Here is a 17,659-nt window from a genome sequence, read left to right as displayed (position 1 = left end):
GCCCGACATCGGCATGGACGGCCCGCTGCTGGGGGCCCTCGTCCGCAGCAGGAGGTTCTTCACCCGCGGGACCGTCTCCGCCGACCTGCGCACCATCTCCCAGGCGGGTGGTCGCCAGGCCGATGACTTCTACCGGGACCGGTGGAGCCACGACAAGGTGGTGCGGTCCACCCACGGCGTGAACTGCACGGGCTCCTGCTCGTGGAAGGTGTACGTCAAGGACGGGATCATCACCTGGGAGACCCAGCAGACCGACTACCCCTCCGTCGGTCCGGACTCCCCCGAGTACGAACCGCGCGGCTGCCCTCGAGGGGCGGCGTTCTCCTGGTACACCTACTCACCGACCCGTGTGCGCTACCCCTACGTCCGCGGCGTACTGCTCCAGATGTTCCGGGAGGCCAAGGCCCAGCACGACGGCGACCCGGTCAAGGCTTGGGAGCACATCGTCGAGAACCCGTTGCGCGCCAAGGCCTACAAGTCCGCCCGTGGCAAGGGCGGACTCGTCCGGGCCACCTGGGACGAAGCGAGCGAGATCATCGCCGCCGCGCACGTCCACACGATCAAGAAGTACGGGCCCGACCGCGTCGCAGGCTTCTCCCCCATCCCTGCCATGTCGATGGTCTCCCACGCGTCAGGCGCACGGTTCGTCAACCTCATCGGCGGCTCGATGCTGAGCTTCTACGACTGGTACGCCGACCTGCCCGTCGCCTCACCCCAGGTCTTCGGAGACCAGACCGACGTCCCCGAGTCCGGTGACTGGTGGAACGCCGGCTACCTGATCATGTGGGGTTCCAACCTCCCGGTGACCCGGACGCCGGACGCGCACTGGATGACCGAGGCCCGCTACCGCGGCCAGAAGGTGATCGCGGTGGCCCCCGACTACGCCGACAACGTGAAGTTCGCCGACGAGTGGCTGGCGGCCCGACCGGGTACGGACGGTGCGCTCGCCATGGCGATGGGCCACGTCGTCCTCAGGGAGTTCTTCGTCGACCGGCAGACGCCCTACTTCACCCAGTACGTCAAGACCTACACCGACCTGCCCCACCTCGTGCGGCTCGAGGAATCGGCCGACGGGGAGTACACCGCTGGCAAGTTCCTCACGGCAGCCGACCTCCCGGCCCACGCCGCGGAGGAGAACGCAGCCTTCAGGACCGTCCTCCTCGACTCGGTCACCGACCAGGCCGTCATACCCAACGGCTCCCTCGGCCACCGCTACGGCGAGAGCGGCATCGGGTCCTGGAACCTCGACCTCGGGGACGTCGACCCCCATCTGTCGCTCCTCGACTCCGCCACCGAGTCGGTCGTGGTCCGTATGCCACGGTTCGACACCGCCGACGGCGCTGCCGCCGACCTCCCGCGCGGCGTCCCCGTGCGTCGCGTGGACGGCCACCTGGTCACCACCGTCTTCGACCTGCTCCTCGCCCAGTACGGGGTGGGCCGCACCTTCCAGGGCCAGCCGCTGCCCGGAGCGTGGCCGACCGGGGACGACAGGGGGTATGGCGACGCGTCCGCGCCATACACCCCTGCCTGGCAGGAGAAGATCACCGGCGTTCCGGCATCCACGGCCGCACGGATCGGGCGCGAGTTCGCCCAGAACGCCGAGGAGTCCAAGGGCCGCTCGATGATCGTCATGGGCGCGGGCACCAACCACTGGTTCCACTCCGACACGATCTACCGCGCCTTCCTCACCCTGACCAACCTCACGGGCTGCCAAGGCGTCAACGGCGGCGGCTGGGCGCACTACGTCGGCCAGGAGAAGGTCCGCCCGATCACCGGCTACACCCAGATCGCCAACGCGTTGGACTGGAACCGCCCTCCCCGCAACATGATCCAGACCGCGTACTGGTACCTGCACACCAACCAGTTCCGCTACGACCAGTTCGGCGCCGACACCCTCTCGGCCACCACCGGCAAGGGGCAGCTCGCTGGCAAGTCCACCGCCGACGTCATCGCGCAGAGCGCGCGCATGGGCTGGATGCCCTCCTACCCCACGTTCGACCGCAACCCCCTCGACCTGAGCGACGACGCCGCCGCCGCCGGAAAGCCGCTCGGCGAGTACGTCGTCGACCAGCTCAAGTCCGGCGACCTTGAGTTCGCCGGCGAGGATCCCGACGCACCCGGCAACTACCCCCGCATCCTGTCGATCTGGCGCGCCAACCTGTTGGGCTCCTCTGGCAAGGGAAACGAGTACTTCCTCAAGCACCTGTTGGGCACCGACTCCTCGGTACGCGCCACCGAGACACCAGTGGACCAACGCCCTGTCGACGTGACGTGGCGCGACACGGCACCCGAGGGCAAGCTCGACCTGCTGATGACGATCGACTTCCGCCAGACCAGCACCACGATCTTCTCCGACGTCGTCCTCCCTGCCGCGACCTGGTACGAGAAGCACGACCTCAACACGACCGACATGCATCCCTTCGTGCACTCGTTCAACCCGGCCATCGCACCTCCATGGCAGACCCGCACCGACTGGGACGCCTGGCAGACGATCGCCGAGAAGTTCAGCGAGCTCGCAGGCACGCACCTGGGGGTCCGTAAGGACGTCGTCGCGGTGCCGCTGACGCACGACACCCCGGACGCCATGGCCAACCCGCACGGCGTCGTGCGCGACTGGAAGAAGGGCGACTGCGAACCGATCCCGGGCGTCACGATGCCCAGGCTGGTCGAGGTCGAACGCGACTACGGCGCCGTGTTCGAGAAGATGAATGCCCTCGGTCCCCTGGTGGACACCCTCGGCGCGACCACCAAGGGCGTCACCTTCGAGCTCAGCAAGCAGGTCGACTACCTCCGGGCCAAGAACGGAGCCGTCCGCGGCGGTGTGGCCGACGGCCGGCCCTCCCTGAAGAAGGACGTCAACGTCTGCGAGGCGATCCTCGCCCTGTCCGGGACCACGAACGGACACCTGGCCACCCAGGGTTTCAGGACCCTCGAGAAGCGCACCGGTGTCCAGCTCGCAGACCTCGCTGCCGAGCACGAGGGAAAACTGATCACGTTCGCGGACACGCAAGGGCCACCGGTCCCCGTGATCACGTCTCCCGAGTGGTCCGGCTCCGAGACCGGAGGACGGCGATACTCCCCCTTCACCATCAACGTGGAGCGCAAGAAACCATGGCACACCCTCACGGGACGGATGCACTTCTACCTCGACCACGACTGGATGACCGAACTCGGTGAAGGCCTCCCGGTCTACCGGCCACCCCTGAACATGGCAGCCCTGTTTTCCGAGCCCGCGTTGGGGACGGTGTCGGACGGGTCCGACGGCCAGGTCGAGGGGCTGACCCTGCGCTACCTGACACCCCACAACAAGTGGTCGATCCACTCCGAGTACCAGGACAACCTGTTCATGCTCTCGCTGTCGCGCGGAGGCCAGAACATCTGGATGAGCGACCGAGACGCGGTCAAGGTCGGCATCAAGGACAACGACTGGATCGAGGCGGTCAACCGCAACGGTGTCGTCGTGGCCAGGGCGATCGTGTCGCACCGCATGCCGGAAGGAACCGTGTACATGTACCACGCCCAGGACCGGCTGATCGACGTGCCGCTGGCAGAGACCTCGGGCAAGCGCGGAGGCATCCACAACTCGCTGACCCGGTTGCTCGTCAAGCCCTCCCACCTGATCGGCGGCTATGCGCAGCTCACCTTCGCGTTCAACTACCTCGGCCCGACCGGCAACCAGCGCGACGAGGTCACCATCATCCGCAAGCGCAGCCAGGACGTGACGTACTGATGAAGGTCATGGCCCAGATGGCGATGGTGATGAACCTCGACAAGTGCATCGGTTGCCACACCTGCTCGGTGACCTGCAAGCAGGCGTGGACCAACAGGTCAGGTACCGAGTACATCTGGTTCAACAACGTCGAGACCCGGCCGGGTCTGGGCTATCCACGCACCTACGAGGACCAGGAGAAGTGGAAGGGCGGCTGGGAGCTCGACAAGCGCGGACGGATGAAGCTCAAGGCGGGCGGGCGCCTGAAGAACCTCATGACGATCTTCTCCAACCCCGTCCTGCCCTCGATCGGTGAGTACTACGAGCCGTGGACCTACGACTACTCCACCCTGACCGACGCCCCGGCGCAGGAGCACACCCCGGTCGCACGACCCAAGTCCCTCATCAGCGGCAAGAACATGAAGATCGAGTGGTCTGCCAACTGGGACGACGACCTCGGAGGGTCGACGGCCACGGCCCACCGTGACCCGATGCTCAAGAAGATCGCCGACAAGGTGAAGTTCGAGTTCGAGCAGACCTTCATGTTCTACCTGCCCCGGATCTGCGAGCACTGCCTCAACCCGTCCTGTGCCGCGTCCTGCCCCAGCGGCGCGATCTACAAACGCGAGGAGGACGGCATCGTCCTGGTCGACCAGGAGAAGTGTCGTGGATGGCGCAAGTGCGTCTCTGGTTGCCCCTACAAGAAGATCTACTTCAACCACCGCACCGGCAAGGCCGAGAAGTGCACGTTCTGCTTCCCGCGCATCGAGGTCGGGCTGCCGACCGTCTGCGCGGAAACCTGCGTGGGGCGACTGCGATACATCGGTCTGATGCTCTACGACGCGGACAAGGTCCTCGCGGCCGCCTCGACCACCGATGACGAAGGTCTCGTCGAGGCCCAGCGAGAGGTGTTCCTGGACCCCTTCGACCCCGAGGTGATGCGCGAGGCAGAGCGGGCGGGCATCGCCCGGGACTGGGTCGACGCCGCCCAGCGCTCCCCCATCTACGCCCTCATCAACACCTTTCGCGTCGCCCTGCCCCTGCACCCGGAGTACCGCACCATGCCGATGGTCTGGTACATCCCGCCGCTGTCCCCGGTGGTCGACGTCGTTGCCGAGACCGGCGAGGACGCCGAGGACACGGGCAACCTCTTCGCTGCCATCGACGCCCTCCGGATCCCGGTCGAGTACCTCGCGGAGCTGTTCACCGCCGGTGACGTCGGGCCCGTCGACGCGGTGCTCAAGAAGCTCGCAGCCATGCGCTGCTACATGCGCGACATCAACATGGGGCGCGACCCGGACGCGTCCATCCCGGCCGCGGTGGGGATGACCGAGGAGCAGATGTATGACATGTACCGACTCCTCGCGATCGCCAAGTACGACGAGCGGTACGTCATCCCACCGGCGCATGCCGAGCTGGCGCACTCCCTGGAGGAGCTGTCGACGGAGTGCTCCGTCTCGGACTACGGCGGCGGGCAGCAGGACGTCTTCGGCGAGGGGTCCGGAACGCCCACTCCGGTGGCGGTCGAGAACTTCCAGATGCTCCAGGCCCGGCAGACCTCCGACTCCCTTGCGGGACCGGTCAACAAGGCGGGACGCGTCAACCTGCTCAACTGGGACGGCAAGGGCTCACCCCCCGGCATGTTCCCGCCGACCGGGTCCGACTCGTGAGCGACCGCAGACCTGCTCCCACGCTGCCCCCCGACCAGCTGACCATCGTGTGGCAGTCGGTCTCCCTCCTGCTCGACTACCCCGACGACCGGCTCCCGGGCCGGGTCGCGCTCGTCCGATCGGCATCGCGCGACGTGTCCCCGGTCATCCGCGACTCCCTCACGACCTTCCTCGACCACGTCGAGCAGACACCCCTGCCTGAGCTCCAGGCCGACTACGTGGAGACGTTCGACACGCGTCGTCGGTGCAACCTGTTCCTCACGTACTTCGCGCACGGTGACACCCGCAAGCGTGGGATGGCGCTGCTGCGCTTCAAGCAGACCTACCTGCAGGCAGGTTTCGAGCTCGATGACGCGGAGCTGCCTGACCACCTCTGCGTCGTCCTCGAGTTCGCGGCCACGGTCGACCAGGCCCGCGGTCGGGACCTGCTCCTCGACCACCGCGCCGGCCTGGAGCTGTTGCGGCTCTCGTTGCGCGACATGGGTTCTCCGTGGGCCGACCTCATCGACGCGGTCACTACCACCCTGCCCAAGCTGCGTGGCGACGAGCGGGACGCAGTTCGACGGCTGGCCGCAGATGGCCCACCCGAGGAGGAGGTCGGGCTCGCCCCGTTCGCCAGCCCGCAGTTCAGCCCCGGCGCCTCCAGTGGCGAGGTCGCCGGGTCCATCCCGCTGCCCATGCCCTCGTTCCCCGGAGCCCGGACATGAGCGTGTTCTTCTTCGTCATCTTTCCTTACGTCTGCCTGACGACCTTCGTCGTCGGACACCTGTGGCGCTACCGCTACGACAAGTTCGGCTGGACCACCCGGTCGTCCCAGCTCTACGAGAACCGACTGCTGCGGATCGGGAGCCCGCTGTTCCACTTCGGCATGCTCGGGGTCGTCGGTGGCCACATCATCGGTCTCCTCGTGCCGGAGTCCTGGACCAAGGCGGTAGGGATCAGTGAACGCGGCTACCACGTGGTGGCCGTGGCGGGAGGCCTCGTCGCCGGGCTGGCGGCCCTGGTGGGCATGGTCATCCTCATCTATCGCCGCCGCACCGTGGGGCCGGTGTTCTCCGCGACCACCGTGATGGACAAGGTGATGTACGCGTTCCTGGCCGTCGTCATCGTCCTGGGCATGTGGAACACCGTTGCCGGGTCGATCCTGACCATCGGTGGCGAGTACAACTACCGCGAGGGCGTGTCGGTCTGGTACCGCTCGTTCCTGGCCTTCCAGCCTGACGCGTCCCTGATGGCAAGGGCACCACTGGGCTTCCAGCTGCACGCGCTCGTCGCCTTCGGGCTCTTCGCACTGTGGCCCTTCACCCGGCTCGTGCACGTGTTCAGTGCGCCAGTCGGCTACCTCACCCGGCCCTACATCGTCTACCGCAGCCGCGACGACGACCAGCTCGGCAGCCACCGGGACCGGCGAGGCTGGGATCGCGTCGGCTGATCACCCACCTGCGGGACACGTCGACGTCCCCACCCACCCCTAGCTCAGGAGCAAACGTGCAGAAGCAGTCACTGACGGCACTGGCCCGACACCAGCTGCAGCTGGCATCGACCGCCTCCAGCGGTCGCAGCGCCCACACGGTCTACGGAGGCAACGAGCACGTCCTGCGTCAGACCCTCATCGCACTCGCGGCCGGGAGCAGACTGGATGAGCACGAAAACCCAGGCGAAGCCACCCTGCAGGTGCTGCAGGGACGGATCACCCTGAGCGCCGGCGACGACAGCTGGAACGGGTCGCCGGGCGACCTCCTGTTCATCCCCGACTCCCGACACGCCCTGCACGCAGTCGAGGACTCGGTCATCCTGTTGACCGTGGCCAAGACGACGTGACATCGGTACCGACTGAAGGCGTCATGATCGCGCGACCGGGGACGGGGACCTAGACGACGATGTGCCACTACTGCGGATGCCGCGACATACCGCTGATCCGGGACTACATCGCCGAACACGAACGCGCGACCAACCTGGGAGGCGACGCAGTGCGCGCGCTCGACCGCGGTGAGCTGACCGAAGCCACCGCACTGTTGCGCGCCATGGCCGCCGAGCTGCGTTCCCACTGGCAGGGAGAGGAGAACGGCCTGTTCGCCGTGATGCGTCGTGACGATCTCTTCGCCGAGCACATCGGGCCACTGGTGAACGAGCACCGCGAGCTGGAGACACTCCTCGACGCATGTGATCTCACCAAGCCCTCCGACCAGGCACGTATGCGCACCGCGGTCTTCGAGCTGCACGAACACATCGCCAAGGAGGAGGACGGACTCTTCCCCGCATCGCTGGTGACCCTCAGTGGCGATGAATGGGACGCCTCCATGCAGGCGTGGCACGAGGCGCACCCCCAGTCGCGCATGATCGACGAGTGACGCGTCCCGCCTTCAGTCACCTGAACTGGTGACGTCCGTGTGGAGGAGAAGCTTTCTGGGGCCATGGGGACTCCTGCGCCATAGGCATGGGCCATCACGTCGCCGCCTCGGCCCGCAGCTGGATCTCGATGAACCCGTCCACCACGCGGACGGGGTACACCCGCACCGGCGTGAGTGCTGGTGGGCCGGTAGGAGCGCCGGTGACCAGGTCGAATCTGGAGCCGTGCATCCAGCACTCCACGAACCCGTCATCCACCTCGCCCTCGGACAGCGGCACCTGACCGTGGCTGCACTCGTCCTTCACTGCGTACACGTTCCCGTTGCTGCGGGCCACGCAGATCGCGCCGTCGTCCAGATCGAGACGCGCCGCGGATTCGTCGGCCAGCTCGGTGAGCGCGCCGACACGCAACCACCCGTCTTCAGCCATCAGTGTCGTTCTCCGTTCCAATCCATCAGGTCCATTGTTTGCCGACAGATCAACGCAGAGACCCGCGTGGAGACCACGCAGGGTCAGGTCGGCAGCCCGAGGACGTAGGCGTCCTCGCCCTCGGACGGCTCCCCCGCTGCCTCTGCGAACGATTCCAGGGTCCGGGCCAGAGCACGACGACTCGTGGGACTCATGTTCTCCATCACCGCCAGGATCGACTCGCGGCGATAGGCCATCACGCTCTCAACCACGTCATGGCCGTCCTTGGAGAGCTCCAACGCGAGGTAACGGCGGTCCGCGGGGTCCTCGGTGCGCTCGAGCAGCCCTGCGACCACCAACCGTTCCACCGTCCGGGTCGCGTTGGACGGATGGACCCCCAGAGCCTCGGCGACCTGCCCGAGGTTGAGTGTCCCGCGACTGGCGACGAGGACCAGGACGCGCAGCTGCGGCAACGACACGATGTCCTCCACCTCAGCCACGGACCGTGCGATCACGCCGACCAGCACCCGGGCCGCACGCATGACGGCATCGGCCTGCCGGTCTGGGTCATCCACGCTGGTCACCGAATCACTCCTCATGACACGAGTATGACAGCCGTTGCATCCGATCAATCGTTGCGCTCGGGGATTCATTGTGGTCGCGCCCCTCCGTTCACTTGGACCACCACAATCGTTGTACCTAGATACGGACCTGTAAGGGCCCGCTGGGAAATTAGCATGCGCCGGCGCATCTGTTGCGCTTGCGCACATAGTTGGGCAGGCTGCATTCAGGCTCTACGGCGAGGACCCCTCGCCGGGCACCTGGCGGGCTGACGACGAGGACAAGGAGCGGACGATGACCGACTCGATCGACCGGATCGCGGACATCTGGGGCCCACTGACCCCGCACGCACGCGGCACCGTGTGGCCCGCCCGCGTCGACACCCATCTCGAGGAAGGGATCACCCCGGACTCCGTGGACCATTGGGTCCAGTCGGCATGTGTGTTGTGCAGCAACGGATGTGGATGTGACATCGCGGTCAAGGACGGCCGGATGGTCGGGGTGCGGGGTCGTGGCGGCGATGTCGTCAACCATGGGCGGCTGGGGCCCAAGGGCCTGTACGGCAGCACCCCGTGGGCATCGTCCCCAGATCGCCTGACCCGACCACTGGTGCGTCGGGACGGGGTCCTGGTGGAGTCCGACTGGCACACGGCGATGGGCAAGGTCGTCGAGATGAGCAAGCGCCTGCTTGACGAGAAGGGTCCGCTCTCGCTCGGCTTCTACACCTCCGGGCAGCTGTTCATCGAGGAGTACTACGCCCTGGCCGTCATCGGCAAGGCCTGCCTGGGGACACCGCACATGGACGGGAACACGCGGTTGTGCACAGCCACAGCTGCGGCATCTTTCAAGGAGAGCTTCGGCGCCGACGGACAGCCGGGCTCGTACACCGACATCGAACACTGTGACGCCATCTTTCTGTTCGGCCACAACATGGCCGAGACGCAGACGGTCTTGTGGACCCGGATCCTGGACCGCACGCGTGGTCCGAACCCGCCGACCCTCGTCTGCGTCGATCCGCGCCGCACCCGTGTCGCTGACGAGGCGATCCGCACCGGGGGCGTCCACCTGGCGGCAAAGGTGGGCACCAACCTCGCGCTGATGAACGCGTTGACCCGTGAGCTGTTCGTCAACGACTGGGTCGACCACGAGTGGGTGCAGGAGCACACCGTCGGCCAGCAGGATCTGCTGAAGACGGTCGAGCACTGCACGCCGGAGTGGGCCGGCGAGATCTGTGGTCTCGACCCTGCGGACATCCGGCGTGCGGCGCGCATCTTCGGTGAGAGCGACCACGTGCTGTCCACGGTCCTCCAGGGCTTCTACCAGTCCCACCAGGCGACCGCGGCGTCGGTTGCCGTCAACAACCTGCACCTCCTGCGCGGGCAGATCGGCAAGGTCGGGTCCGGCGTGCTGCAGATGAACGGTCAGCCGACGGCGCAGAACAACCGCGAGTGCGGAGCTGACGGCGACCTGCCCGGCTTTCGCAACTGGGACAACGCAGCCCACGTCCAGGAGCTCGCCGACCTGTGGGACGTCGATGCGTCGGTCATCCCCCACTGGGCTCCCCCGACCAACGCCATGGAGATCTTTCGCCACGCCGAGGAGGGCACCATCGGCATGCTGTGGGTGTCGGCGACCAACCCTGCGGTGTCGATGCCCCAGTCTGCCCGCATCCGCAAGATCCTCGGCGGCGACCAGTGCTTCGTCGTGGTGCAGGACCTCTTCATGACCGAGACCGCGCAGCTGGCCGACGTCGTGCTCCCAGCCGCGGGCTGGGGCGAGAAGACCGGGACCTTCACCAACGTCAACCGCACCGTGCACCTGTCCGAGAAAGCCGTCGAGCCCCCCGGCGAGGCGAAGAGCGACCTCGAGATCTTCACCCTGTACGCGGAGCTGATGGGCTTCACCGACCGCTCGGGTCGGCCGTTGCCGTCGTGGCGTGGCCCCGAGGAGGCATTCGAGGCGTGGAAGGCGGCGACGGCAGGGCGCCCGGTCGACTACACGGGGCTGAGCTACGACAAGCTGCGCGGCCCCAGCGGAATCCCCTGGCCCGTGAACATCAGGACCGCACCTGACGGCACCGACCGTCTCTACACCGACGCCGTCTTCCCCACCCACACGGACGAGTGCGAGACCTACGGCCACGACCTGCTCACCGGAGGCGCCGTCACCGAGACGGAGCACCGTGCCCTCGCGCCTGCGGGCAGAGCCTTCCTCAAGGGGTGTGAGTGGACTCCCGCCCACGAGGTCCCGAGCGACGAGTACCCGTTGCTGTTCACGACAGGTCGCACCGTCTACCAGTTCCACACCCGGACCAAGACCGGTAGAGCACGCAGGCTCAACGAAGCCGCACCCGACGCCTGGGTCGAGCTCAGCACCGAGGATGCAGCGAGCCTCGAAGTCACCGAGGGCGACGTCGTCCGCGTCGAGTCCCCCCGAGGCGCCATCGAGGTCCAGGCCCGCGTGGGCCGCGTCATGAAGGGAGCGGTGTTCGCGCCCTTCCACTACGGCACCTGGGACCTCCCCGACGCCAAGGTCGACGACCCTTCCAGGCAGGCCAACGAGCTGACCATGACCGTGTGGGACCCCGTGTCCAAGCAGCCCTACTTCAAGACGGCCGCGTGCCGCGTGGTCAAGGTGCGCGACGGCCACCGACCGTCGCCCGCTCCCACCACGGCCGCCTCCGCACCCCCGCGAGCTGATGTTCCACCGACTCGCGGGGGAACGCCCACCTCCAGCGTCATGCTCGACCCCATACCCCTGTATCCGAACGACCCCGCACAGTCCCCCGGGGCCGGTCGCGTCGCGGTCCTGCCGGAAGGCGACGCCAGAACGTCGGAAGGGGACCGGTCATGAGCACCCACCTCGCGACCTATGTCGCGCTCATCCACGCCAGCGAAGCCACCTTGGCCGACTCGTTCGACACCATCGGCCAAGGACATGCGAACCATCCGGACGTGCTGTTCACCTGCCAGGCCCTGGCCAAGATGAGCCGGGAGCACGTGTCGAAGCTGCAGCCCGTGGTGGCCAGGTACGGCGAAGCCTCAGACGTCGAAGAACCACAACGCCTGCACGCTTCGGGTGTCGGTGAGGTTCGCAGCGGCGCCGTCGGTCTGCTGCGTGACCTGCAAGACCTCCACATGCTCGCGACCCTGGTCGACAGCACCTGGACGGTCATCGGACAGGGGGCACAGGGACTGCGTGACGAGGAGCTGCTGTCCATCGAGAAGACCGCACGCAAGGACGTCTCGCGCCAACTGGCGTGGCTGGTGACCCGCATGAAGTCCGCCGCACCCCAGGCCCTGATCGTGGCTCCCCCGGCGACCCCGCAGGCATCCACCCCCATCGGGAGGACCTGACGTGTTGCCGCACCTGCCCTTGTGGGCGGAGCTGCTGCTCTTCGTCGCGAGTGCAGCCGTGATCTGGGTCGCGGGCATCCCGCTGTCCAACTACACGGACATCTTGGCCGACCGGCTCCACCTCGGTCAGGCGCTCGGTGGACTCATCCTTCTCGCTGTGGCCACCAACCTCCCCGAGATCGCCATCACCTACAGCGCCGCCGCCAGCGGGAAGCTGGACGTGGCCGTGAGCAACATCCTCGGGGGCATCGCGATCCAGACGGTGGTCCTCGTCGCGTTGGACGCCTTCGGCGTTCGGGAACGGCGGCCGCTGACATATCAGGCCGCGAGCCTCACCCTCGTCATCGAGGGGGCGATCGTCCTGGCAGTGCTTGTCGTCGTGGTCATGGGCACCCAACTCCCCAAGGACCTTGTCGTAGCCCGAATCAGCCCGGACGTCGTCCTCATCGCGCTCGTCTGGGTAATGGGGCTCGTGCTGACTCAGCGCGCAGGCGGCAAGCTGCCCTGGGCCAACAGCGGCGAGGCCCCGGACAGCCAACCGAAGCCTCGCGGCCACTCCAGGAAGACCCGCTCAGACGAAGCGACCCGCAGAGGCGTCAGCACCACCCGGGTTCTCCTCATCTTCAGCGCCGCAGCCGTGGCGACTCTGGTCGCCGGCGCCCTCGCCGAGGAGAGCGGAACTGCCGCCGCCGACCAGGTCGGCCTGTCAGGGGCTCTCTTCGGTGCCACCGTCCTCGCGGCTGCGACGTCGCTGCCAGAGCTCAGTACCGGTTTGAACGCGACACGACAGGGTGACTACAAGCTCGCCTTCGGTGACATCTTCGGTGGCAACGCCTTCCTGCCGGTGCTGTTCCTGCTGGCGGTCCTGGTCTCGGGCAAGGCCGTCCTGCCCAACGCCCACGCCGCCGACATCTATCTCACGGGCCTGGCCGCACTCCTGACCGTCGTCTACATGGGTGGGCTGATCTTTCGTCCTGCGAAGGAGCATGCCCGCCTCGGCATCGACAGCATCGCGGTCCTGGGCCTCTACGTGCTCGGCATCATCGGGCTCGTCGTCCTCCCGCAGTAGCACCGACGCCCCCCCTCCACCAAGGCGACTGACCTCGTCGCCGCGGGGGAAGTGACGGGCCTCCCTTCAGACGTCCACTCCCCTTGCACTGACCAAACCCGCTGGAGCGCCATGAGGTAGCGTCTCGGCCATGACGCTGAACCATGTTCGACGCGGAAGCGGCAGTCCGCTGTTGCTCGTGCACGGTCTGGGCGCAGGGTGGCGGTCCTGGGCCCCAATCATTGACGACCTCGCCGAGAGCCGTGAGGTCATCGCTGTCGACCTACCGGGGTTCGGTGAGACACCGTCGTTGACTGGTGAGGTCTCGATCGCGACCTTGACCGACTCCGTCGCGGACTTCATCAGGGAACAGGGGCTGGATGGGGTCTCCACCGTGGGCCAGTCGATGGGCGGCCGTATGGTGCTCGAGCTCGCGCGGCGCGGGGTCGGCGGCGACACCGTGGCGTTGGACCCGGGCGGTTTCTGGAGCGACCGCGAGCTGGTCGCCTTCGGCGCCACCCTGCGACCGTCGATCGCTTTGGTCCGAGCGTTGCGAGGCGTACTGCCATCACTGCTAGGGAACCCTGTCACGAGGACTGTGCTGCTGGCGCAGTTGTCGGCGCGGCCCTGGGCGCTCTCTCGCGACACGGTGCTGCCAGACGTACGTGGGCTGGCCGACTCCCCGGCGACCGCAGCGGCAATGGACGCCCTGACGAAGGGACCCAAGCAACGCGGTGCCCCGGCTGGCACAGTGCCCGGGCGGGTGACGATCGGGTGGGGGCGCCGTGACTTGGTGACCGTGCCGAGACAGGCCGCCCGCGCCACGGAGCTGTTCCCCGACGCTGCGCTGCACTGGTTCGAGCGATGCGGTCACTTTCCGCAATGGGACGCACCGCACGAAGCGGTCCAGCTGATCCTCGACAGCACCTCTTGAGACCGGTTGCGCTCCGCAGCCACACCAAGTCCTTGGTTCACCCGCCGCAGGATGACGCCGCAGGATGACGCCGCGCGGCCGGCGCTGCTCATGTCCCAGCCCTGGACACCGGGAGGGTGCTCGAGGAGGCGCCAGCCAGCTGGTGGACCCGGCGAGCGGCCACCACGACGAGTGTCGTGGCAAGGGGTAGCTCGACCAAAACGGCGCTGAGGACCGAGGAGAGCCGGTCGCCGGAGTTCGCTGTCGCCACGTCGAACCACGCGTCCGCGCCCAGCATCCCAGCCGCAGCGACCGCGGCGAGGACGACCTCGGGGCGTCGACGGAGCGCCAGCCATCCAGTGGCGGCCAGCAGGGCGGAGAGGAGCAGGTCGTGCATGGTGCTCATGGGGCCTCCTCGTCAGTCGCGCTGCCTTGAGGTGCTGGCGCCCTCTGAGGATCCCCCGCCTGCCTTACCGTCGACCAAACCGGCGCTGTGAGGCGGCTGTGACCTTCCAGGCGGTGGCAGCGACGGCCCAGCCCAGCCAGATGGCGGCATCAATCCCTAGGGGAACGGCGCTCACCACCGTCGGCCACAACGGTGCAGGGATGTCGTGGCCCACTCCGGGCCAGATCATCAGCCGCGAGTCCTTGATGCGGGCGGCCGTGGCCCGCCCCGCAGAGGTCCGCAGGAGCGGGTCGGGGTCTCCGTGCACCACGAGCGTCGGCGTGTCGAGCTTCGCCAGCCTGTGACCGTGCTAGCTCGCGCCGATCTGGCGACTTTGCGCCTTGGCGTCGCGAGGGCCGCTGTCGACCTCCCGCACGAGCGCAGCGACCTGCGTCTGGGGCCCGGTCAACCAGTCCTCGGCCGGGCCCAAGCGTCTGCGCTCTCCGGTCGGGCGTCACCAGCCGGTACGACGGTTCGGCTGGGAGACCAGTCCGATCAGTTGGCCGAGCGGCAGGTCCCCGTCCCGTCGGGGACACTTGGGTGAAGACCACCCGTAGCTTTGACAAGGAGTCAGCCGTGACCGAGGGAACCGTCCGCTGGTTCGATGCCGACCGAGGGTTCGGCTTCATCGCCCTCGGGCAAGGGACAGATGACCTGTACGTGCATGCGTCCGAGATCGTCAGCGATGACGCGATGAAGCTGCTCCGGGAGGGGCAGGTGGTCGAGTTCGAGATCGGCGAGGGTGACCGCGGCCCACAGGCACGCCGCGTACGGGTCACGGCCGACCAGGCCGCCGACACACCGCTGGGCGTGCTCGGCACCGTCTCCTGGTACGAGCCTGCCAAGGGGTACGGCTTCATCACGCCCGATGGCGGTGGTGCCGAGATCTTCGTGCACAGCTCGGCCATCGTGGGGGGCGGCGTGGTCTCGGAGGGGCAGCGGGTGGCGTTCCTCGTCGTCGATGGGGAGAGGGGACCGCAGGCTGACCACCTGCTCCCTTTGGGACCTCAGGCCGCCCAGCACGCCCAGGCCATGGCATCCGACGGGGCGGACGGAACCGTTTCCTGGTACGACGGGGACAAAGGCTTCGGGTTCATCACCCCCGAGTCGGGCGACCCCGATGTCTTCGTCCACGTCCGGGAGCTGGCCGACGGGCTCCTCGGGCTGGACGAGGGGGACCGGGTGACCTACGCCGTCGTCGTGAGCGAGAAGGGCCCGCAGGCTCGCGACGTTCGCCTCGCGCGCAGCTCGACACCGCGGGGCGCACCCGCGACGTCGACGACCCGCGCCCGGTCGGGCCACCGGGAGGCAACCGACGCCCCTGTGCGCGGCGGCGAGGGAGTGGTCGCGCGCTACGACGCTGAACGGGGGTTCGGCTTCATCGCCCCGGACTCTGGCGGCGCCGACCTGTTCGTGCACGTGTCGGTCCTCAAGGGCGCCGAGGAGCTGCACCAAGGTGATCGGGTCCGGTACCAGGTGCGACAGAGCGATCGCGGACCACAGGCCGATCGCGTCGAACTGGTGTGAGTGGAACGGCGGTCCAGGCGCAGCCACAAACATCGGTGGCGGTCGCCGGGGTTCAAGTCCTGGGGCTCGTCGGAGTCACACCCGTCTGGGCACGTTGCCGGTCAGGCCGAACATCCATCGCATCATCCTGTGGCCGGTGTCCGCGGTTGGGCCGAACATGCACGGGCAGCCTCCGTCGATCACGGTGACCCCGTGTTCGCGCCCGTATGCCGTCGCGACTTCTGACACGCTCCCGGCGCCCGGCCCCCGGTGCATCCACACCTGCTCGACACCCAGGTCCACACACTCGCGCATGGTGGTCTCAGCGATCTCGGGGCGCGTGCCGATCACCACGGCCTTCACACCGCCGGGAACCGACCTCAGATCCGGGTAGCACCTGTCGTCCTCGACACGGTCGGCATTCGGATTGATCGCCACGACCTCGTACCCGCGGTCCTTCAGCCGCTGATAGACCACGTTCGCCCCGTGACCCTTGGGGTTCCGAGAAACCCCGGTGACCGCGATGTGCCCATTCGCCAGGAACTCCGAGGCTGCCTGCTTGATTCCGACCACCACACACCCCCAACGGTGGGCTGGCCCCGAGCGGGCTCGCCGGGTCTACGAGTCCCATGGTGAGCAACGCTCTGGGCGTTCGACAAGAGCCGAACGTCCCACGCTGAATGACGCCACCTCGTCAGCTCGCCTTGGCCAGTTGAGGGCGGGTGACCCTGCGGGTCGGTGACGAAGTCGCAGGCACCGCCTATCGTGAGGCACAACGGCCTGAGACCAAGAGGGGTGCCGCGATGGGTTTCCTCGGAGACGTCGCCAACGCCGCACGTCGAGGCGTCACCCAGGCCTTGGGCGCGATCACCAGCATGGCCGCCAACCTGAACGACCGCCGCGCCCTCACCCCGAGCGACCCGCCACCGGACCAGCCCACCTCCATCGCGCAAGTCATCGAGGAGCTGCGCCTCCTCGGCGCCGCGATGCCCACCGAGGACGGCGTTGCAGACTTCCACCGCATGTACCTGCACGTCACCGAGCTCATCGGAGCAGCGGCGGCAGCGCGTTCCTTCCAGGACGCGGCCTTCATGGAACGTCTCGACTGCGTCTTTGCCGGTCTCTACCTCGACGCCTGCCGAGCGACCGACGAGAGCCGCAGCAGCGCCTGGCAGCCGCTGTTCGCCCTCCGGGCACAACCGGGCACAGCACGCCTCCAGCACGCCCTGGCAGGGATGAACGCCCACATCAACTTCGACCTGGGCCTTGCTCTCGTGCGCACCTGCCGCCAGCTCGGCCGGACCCTGGACTCGCCTGGGGTACGTGCCGACTTCCTTGCCGTCAACGAGATCCTCGCCGCCGCAGTCCAAGAGGTGCGGGAGTCCTACCTCGCCGGGGTCGCCCTGCAGCTCGACCGTGCAGCGGCACCGGAGCTGGACGTCGTCGGCGGCTGGAGCATCGAGGCCGCCCGCGACGCGGCGTGGCTCAGTGCCACAGTCCAGTGGGCCCTGCAGAGCCGAAAAGACGCGTATGCGGCGTACCTGGGCTCCCGCGCATCCCTCGTCGGCCTCGTCACCCGACAGCTGCTCACGCCAGTCAGCTTCCCCGAACTGGGGCCGGTACCGGGTGCCGGCGCCTAGCCGCTGCCGGTTGGACGGTCTCGGCAATGCCCGCTCACCGGTTCACGCCCACGT

General features: G+C 67.7%; 17 protein-coding genes. 12 read left to right on the top strand and 5 right to left on the bottom strand.

Going from position 1 to position 17,659, the window contains the following annotated elements:
• Positions 1-13 precede the first annotated feature (13 nt).
• The 6 genes from ABEG17_RS16530 to ABEG17_RS16505 are packed head-to-tail and all read left to right on the top strand — an operon-like array spanning position 14 to position 7,730.
• Positions 14-3,730 (top strand): nitrate reductase subunit alpha, encoded by a 3,717-nt coding sequence (locus ABEG17_RS16530; protein WP_406833225.1) that lies wholly within the window; start codon positions 14-16, stop codon positions 3,728-3,730.
• A complete protein-coding gene (narH, locus tag ABEG17_RS16525) occupies positions 3,730-5,379 on the top strand; it encodes a nitrate reductase subunit beta (protein ID WP_406830570.1) in 1,650 nt (549 codons plus the stop codon). The genes ABEG17_RS16530 and narH overlap by 1 nt, the downstream gene beginning before the upstream one ends.
• Positions 5,376-6,086, top strand: coding sequence for a nitrate reductase molybdenum cofactor assembly chaperone (narJ, locus tag ABEG17_RS16520; protein WP_406830569.1), 711 nt, complete (start codon positions 5,376-5,378; stop codon positions 6,084-6,086). The genes narH and narJ overlap by 4 nt, the downstream gene beginning before the upstream one ends.
• Positions 6,083-6,811 (top strand): respiratory nitrate reductase subunit gamma, encoded by a 729-nt coding sequence (gene narI, locus ABEG17_RS16515; RefSeq protein ID WP_406830568.1) that lies wholly within the window; start codon positions 6,083-6,085, stop codon positions 6,809-6,811. The genes narJ and narI overlap by 4 nt, the downstream gene beginning before the upstream one ends.
• A 56-nt stretch (positions 6,812-6,867) precedes the next feature.
• Complete coding sequence (locus ABEG17_RS16510) at positions 6,868-7,200, top strand: cupin domain-containing protein (RefSeq protein WP_406830567.1); 333 nt, start codon at positions 6,868-6,870, stop codon at positions 7,198-7,200.
• 59 nt (positions 7,201-7,259) lie between these two features.
• Positions 7,260-7,730 carry a hemerythrin domain-containing protein gene (locus tag ABEG17_RS16505; protein ID WP_406830566.1) on the top strand — a complete coding sequence of 157 codons (471 nt, stop codon included), beginning with the start codon at positions 7,260-7,262 and terminating at the stop codon, positions 7,728-7,730.
• A 94-nt stretch (positions 7,731-7,824) separates the two neighbouring features.
• On the opposite strand, the gene ABEG17_RS16500 is transcribed toward ABEG17_RS16505, so the two are convergent.
• Both ABEG17_RS16500 and ABEG17_RS16495 read right to left on the bottom strand, forming a co-directional pair.
• On the bottom strand, positions 7,825-8,157 hold the full coding sequence (locus ABEG17_RS16500) for a non-heme iron oxygenase ferredoxin subunit (protein WP_406830565.1): 333 nt from the start codon (positions 8,155-8,157) through the stop codon (positions 7,825-7,827).
• Between the two features lie 83 nt (positions 8,158-8,240).
• Complete coding sequence (locus ABEG17_RS16495) at positions 8,241-8,711, bottom strand: MarR family winged helix-turn-helix transcriptional regulator (RefSeq protein ID WP_406830564.1); 471 nt, start codon at positions 8,709-8,711, stop codon at positions 8,241-8,243.
• A gap of 280 nt (positions 8,712-8,991) precedes the next feature.
• On the opposite strand from ABEG17_RS16495, the gene ABEG17_RS16490 reads away from it, so the two are divergent.
• The 4 genes from ABEG17_RS16490 to ABEG17_RS16475 all read left to right on the top strand — a co-directional run bounded on the left by ABEG17_RS16490 (position 8,992) and on the right by ABEG17_RS16475 (position 14,035).
• Positions 8,992-11,550, top strand: a complete 2,559-nt coding sequence (locus ABEG17_RS16490) for a molybdopterin oxidoreductase family protein (RefSeq protein ID WP_406830563.1) — start codon at positions 8,992-8,994, stop codon at positions 11,548-11,550.
• A complete protein-coding gene (locus ABEG17_RS16485; protein ID WP_406830562.1) occupies positions 11,547-12,053 on the top strand; it encodes a hypothetical protein in 507 nt (168 codons plus the stop codon). Before ABEG17_RS16490 ends, ABEG17_RS16485 begins: the two co-directional genes overlap by 4 nt.
• A gap of 1 nt (position 12,054) precedes the next feature.
• On the top strand, positions 12,055-13,122 hold the full coding sequence (locus ABEG17_RS16480; protein WP_406830561.1) for a sodium:calcium antiporter: 1,068 nt from the start codon (positions 12,055-12,057) through the stop codon (positions 13,120-13,122).
• A gap of 130 nt (positions 13,123-13,252) precedes the next feature.
• Positions 13,253-14,035: an alpha/beta fold hydrolase gene (locus tag ABEG17_RS16475; RefSeq protein WP_406830560.1), complete on the top strand. Its 783-nt coding sequence runs from the start codon at positions 13,253-13,255 to the stop codon at positions 14,033-14,035.
• Positions 14,036-14,123: 88 nt separating this feature from the next.
• Here the strand turns inward: ABEG17_RS16475 and ABEG17_RS16470 are convergent, their stop codons facing one another.
• Entirely contained in the window at positions 14,124-14,420 is a 297-nt protein-coding gene (locus ABEG17_RS16470; RefSeq protein ID WP_406830559.1) for a hypothetical protein, read from the bottom strand.
• A 64-nt stretch (positions 14,421-14,484) separates the two neighbouring features.
• On the bottom strand, positions 14,485-14,727 hold the full coding sequence (locus ABEG17_RS16465) for a hypothetical protein (RefSeq protein WP_406833224.1): 243 nt from the start codon (positions 14,725-14,727) through the stop codon (positions 14,485-14,487).
• A gap of 308 nt (positions 14,728-15,035) precedes the next feature.
• Here ABEG17_RS16465 and ABEG17_RS16460 point away from each other — a divergent pair, with 308 nt between their 5' ends.
• Complete coding sequence (locus tag ABEG17_RS16460; RefSeq protein ID WP_406830558.1) at positions 15,036-15,986, top strand: cold-shock protein; 951 nt, start codon at positions 15,036-15,038, stop codon at positions 15,984-15,986.
• Between the two features lie 75 nt (positions 15,987-16,061).
• Here the strand turns inward: ABEG17_RS16460 and ABEG17_RS16455 are convergent, their stop codons facing one another.
• Positions 16,062-16,538: a CoA-binding protein gene (locus ABEG17_RS16455; protein ID WP_406830557.1), complete on the bottom strand. Its 477-nt coding sequence runs from the start codon at positions 16,536-16,538 to the stop codon at positions 16,062-16,064.
• Between the two features lie 230 nt (positions 16,539-16,768).
• Here ABEG17_RS16455 and ABEG17_RS16450 point away from each other — a divergent pair, with 230 nt between their 5' ends.
• Entirely contained in the window at positions 16,769-17,605 is an 837-nt protein-coding gene (locus tag ABEG17_RS16450) for a DUF5995 family protein (protein ID WP_406830556.1), read from the top strand.
• The last annotated feature ends 54 nt before the right edge of the window (positions 17,606-17,659 follow it).

Source organism: Pedococcus sp. KACC 23699 (assembly GCF_045348425.1).
Taxonomy (GTDB): Bacteria; Actinomycetota; Actinomycetes; order Actinomycetales; family Dermatophilaceae; genus Pedococcus.
Note: the sequence above shows the minus strand (reverse complement) of the source record. Positions and strands in the feature narration are given on the sequence as shown.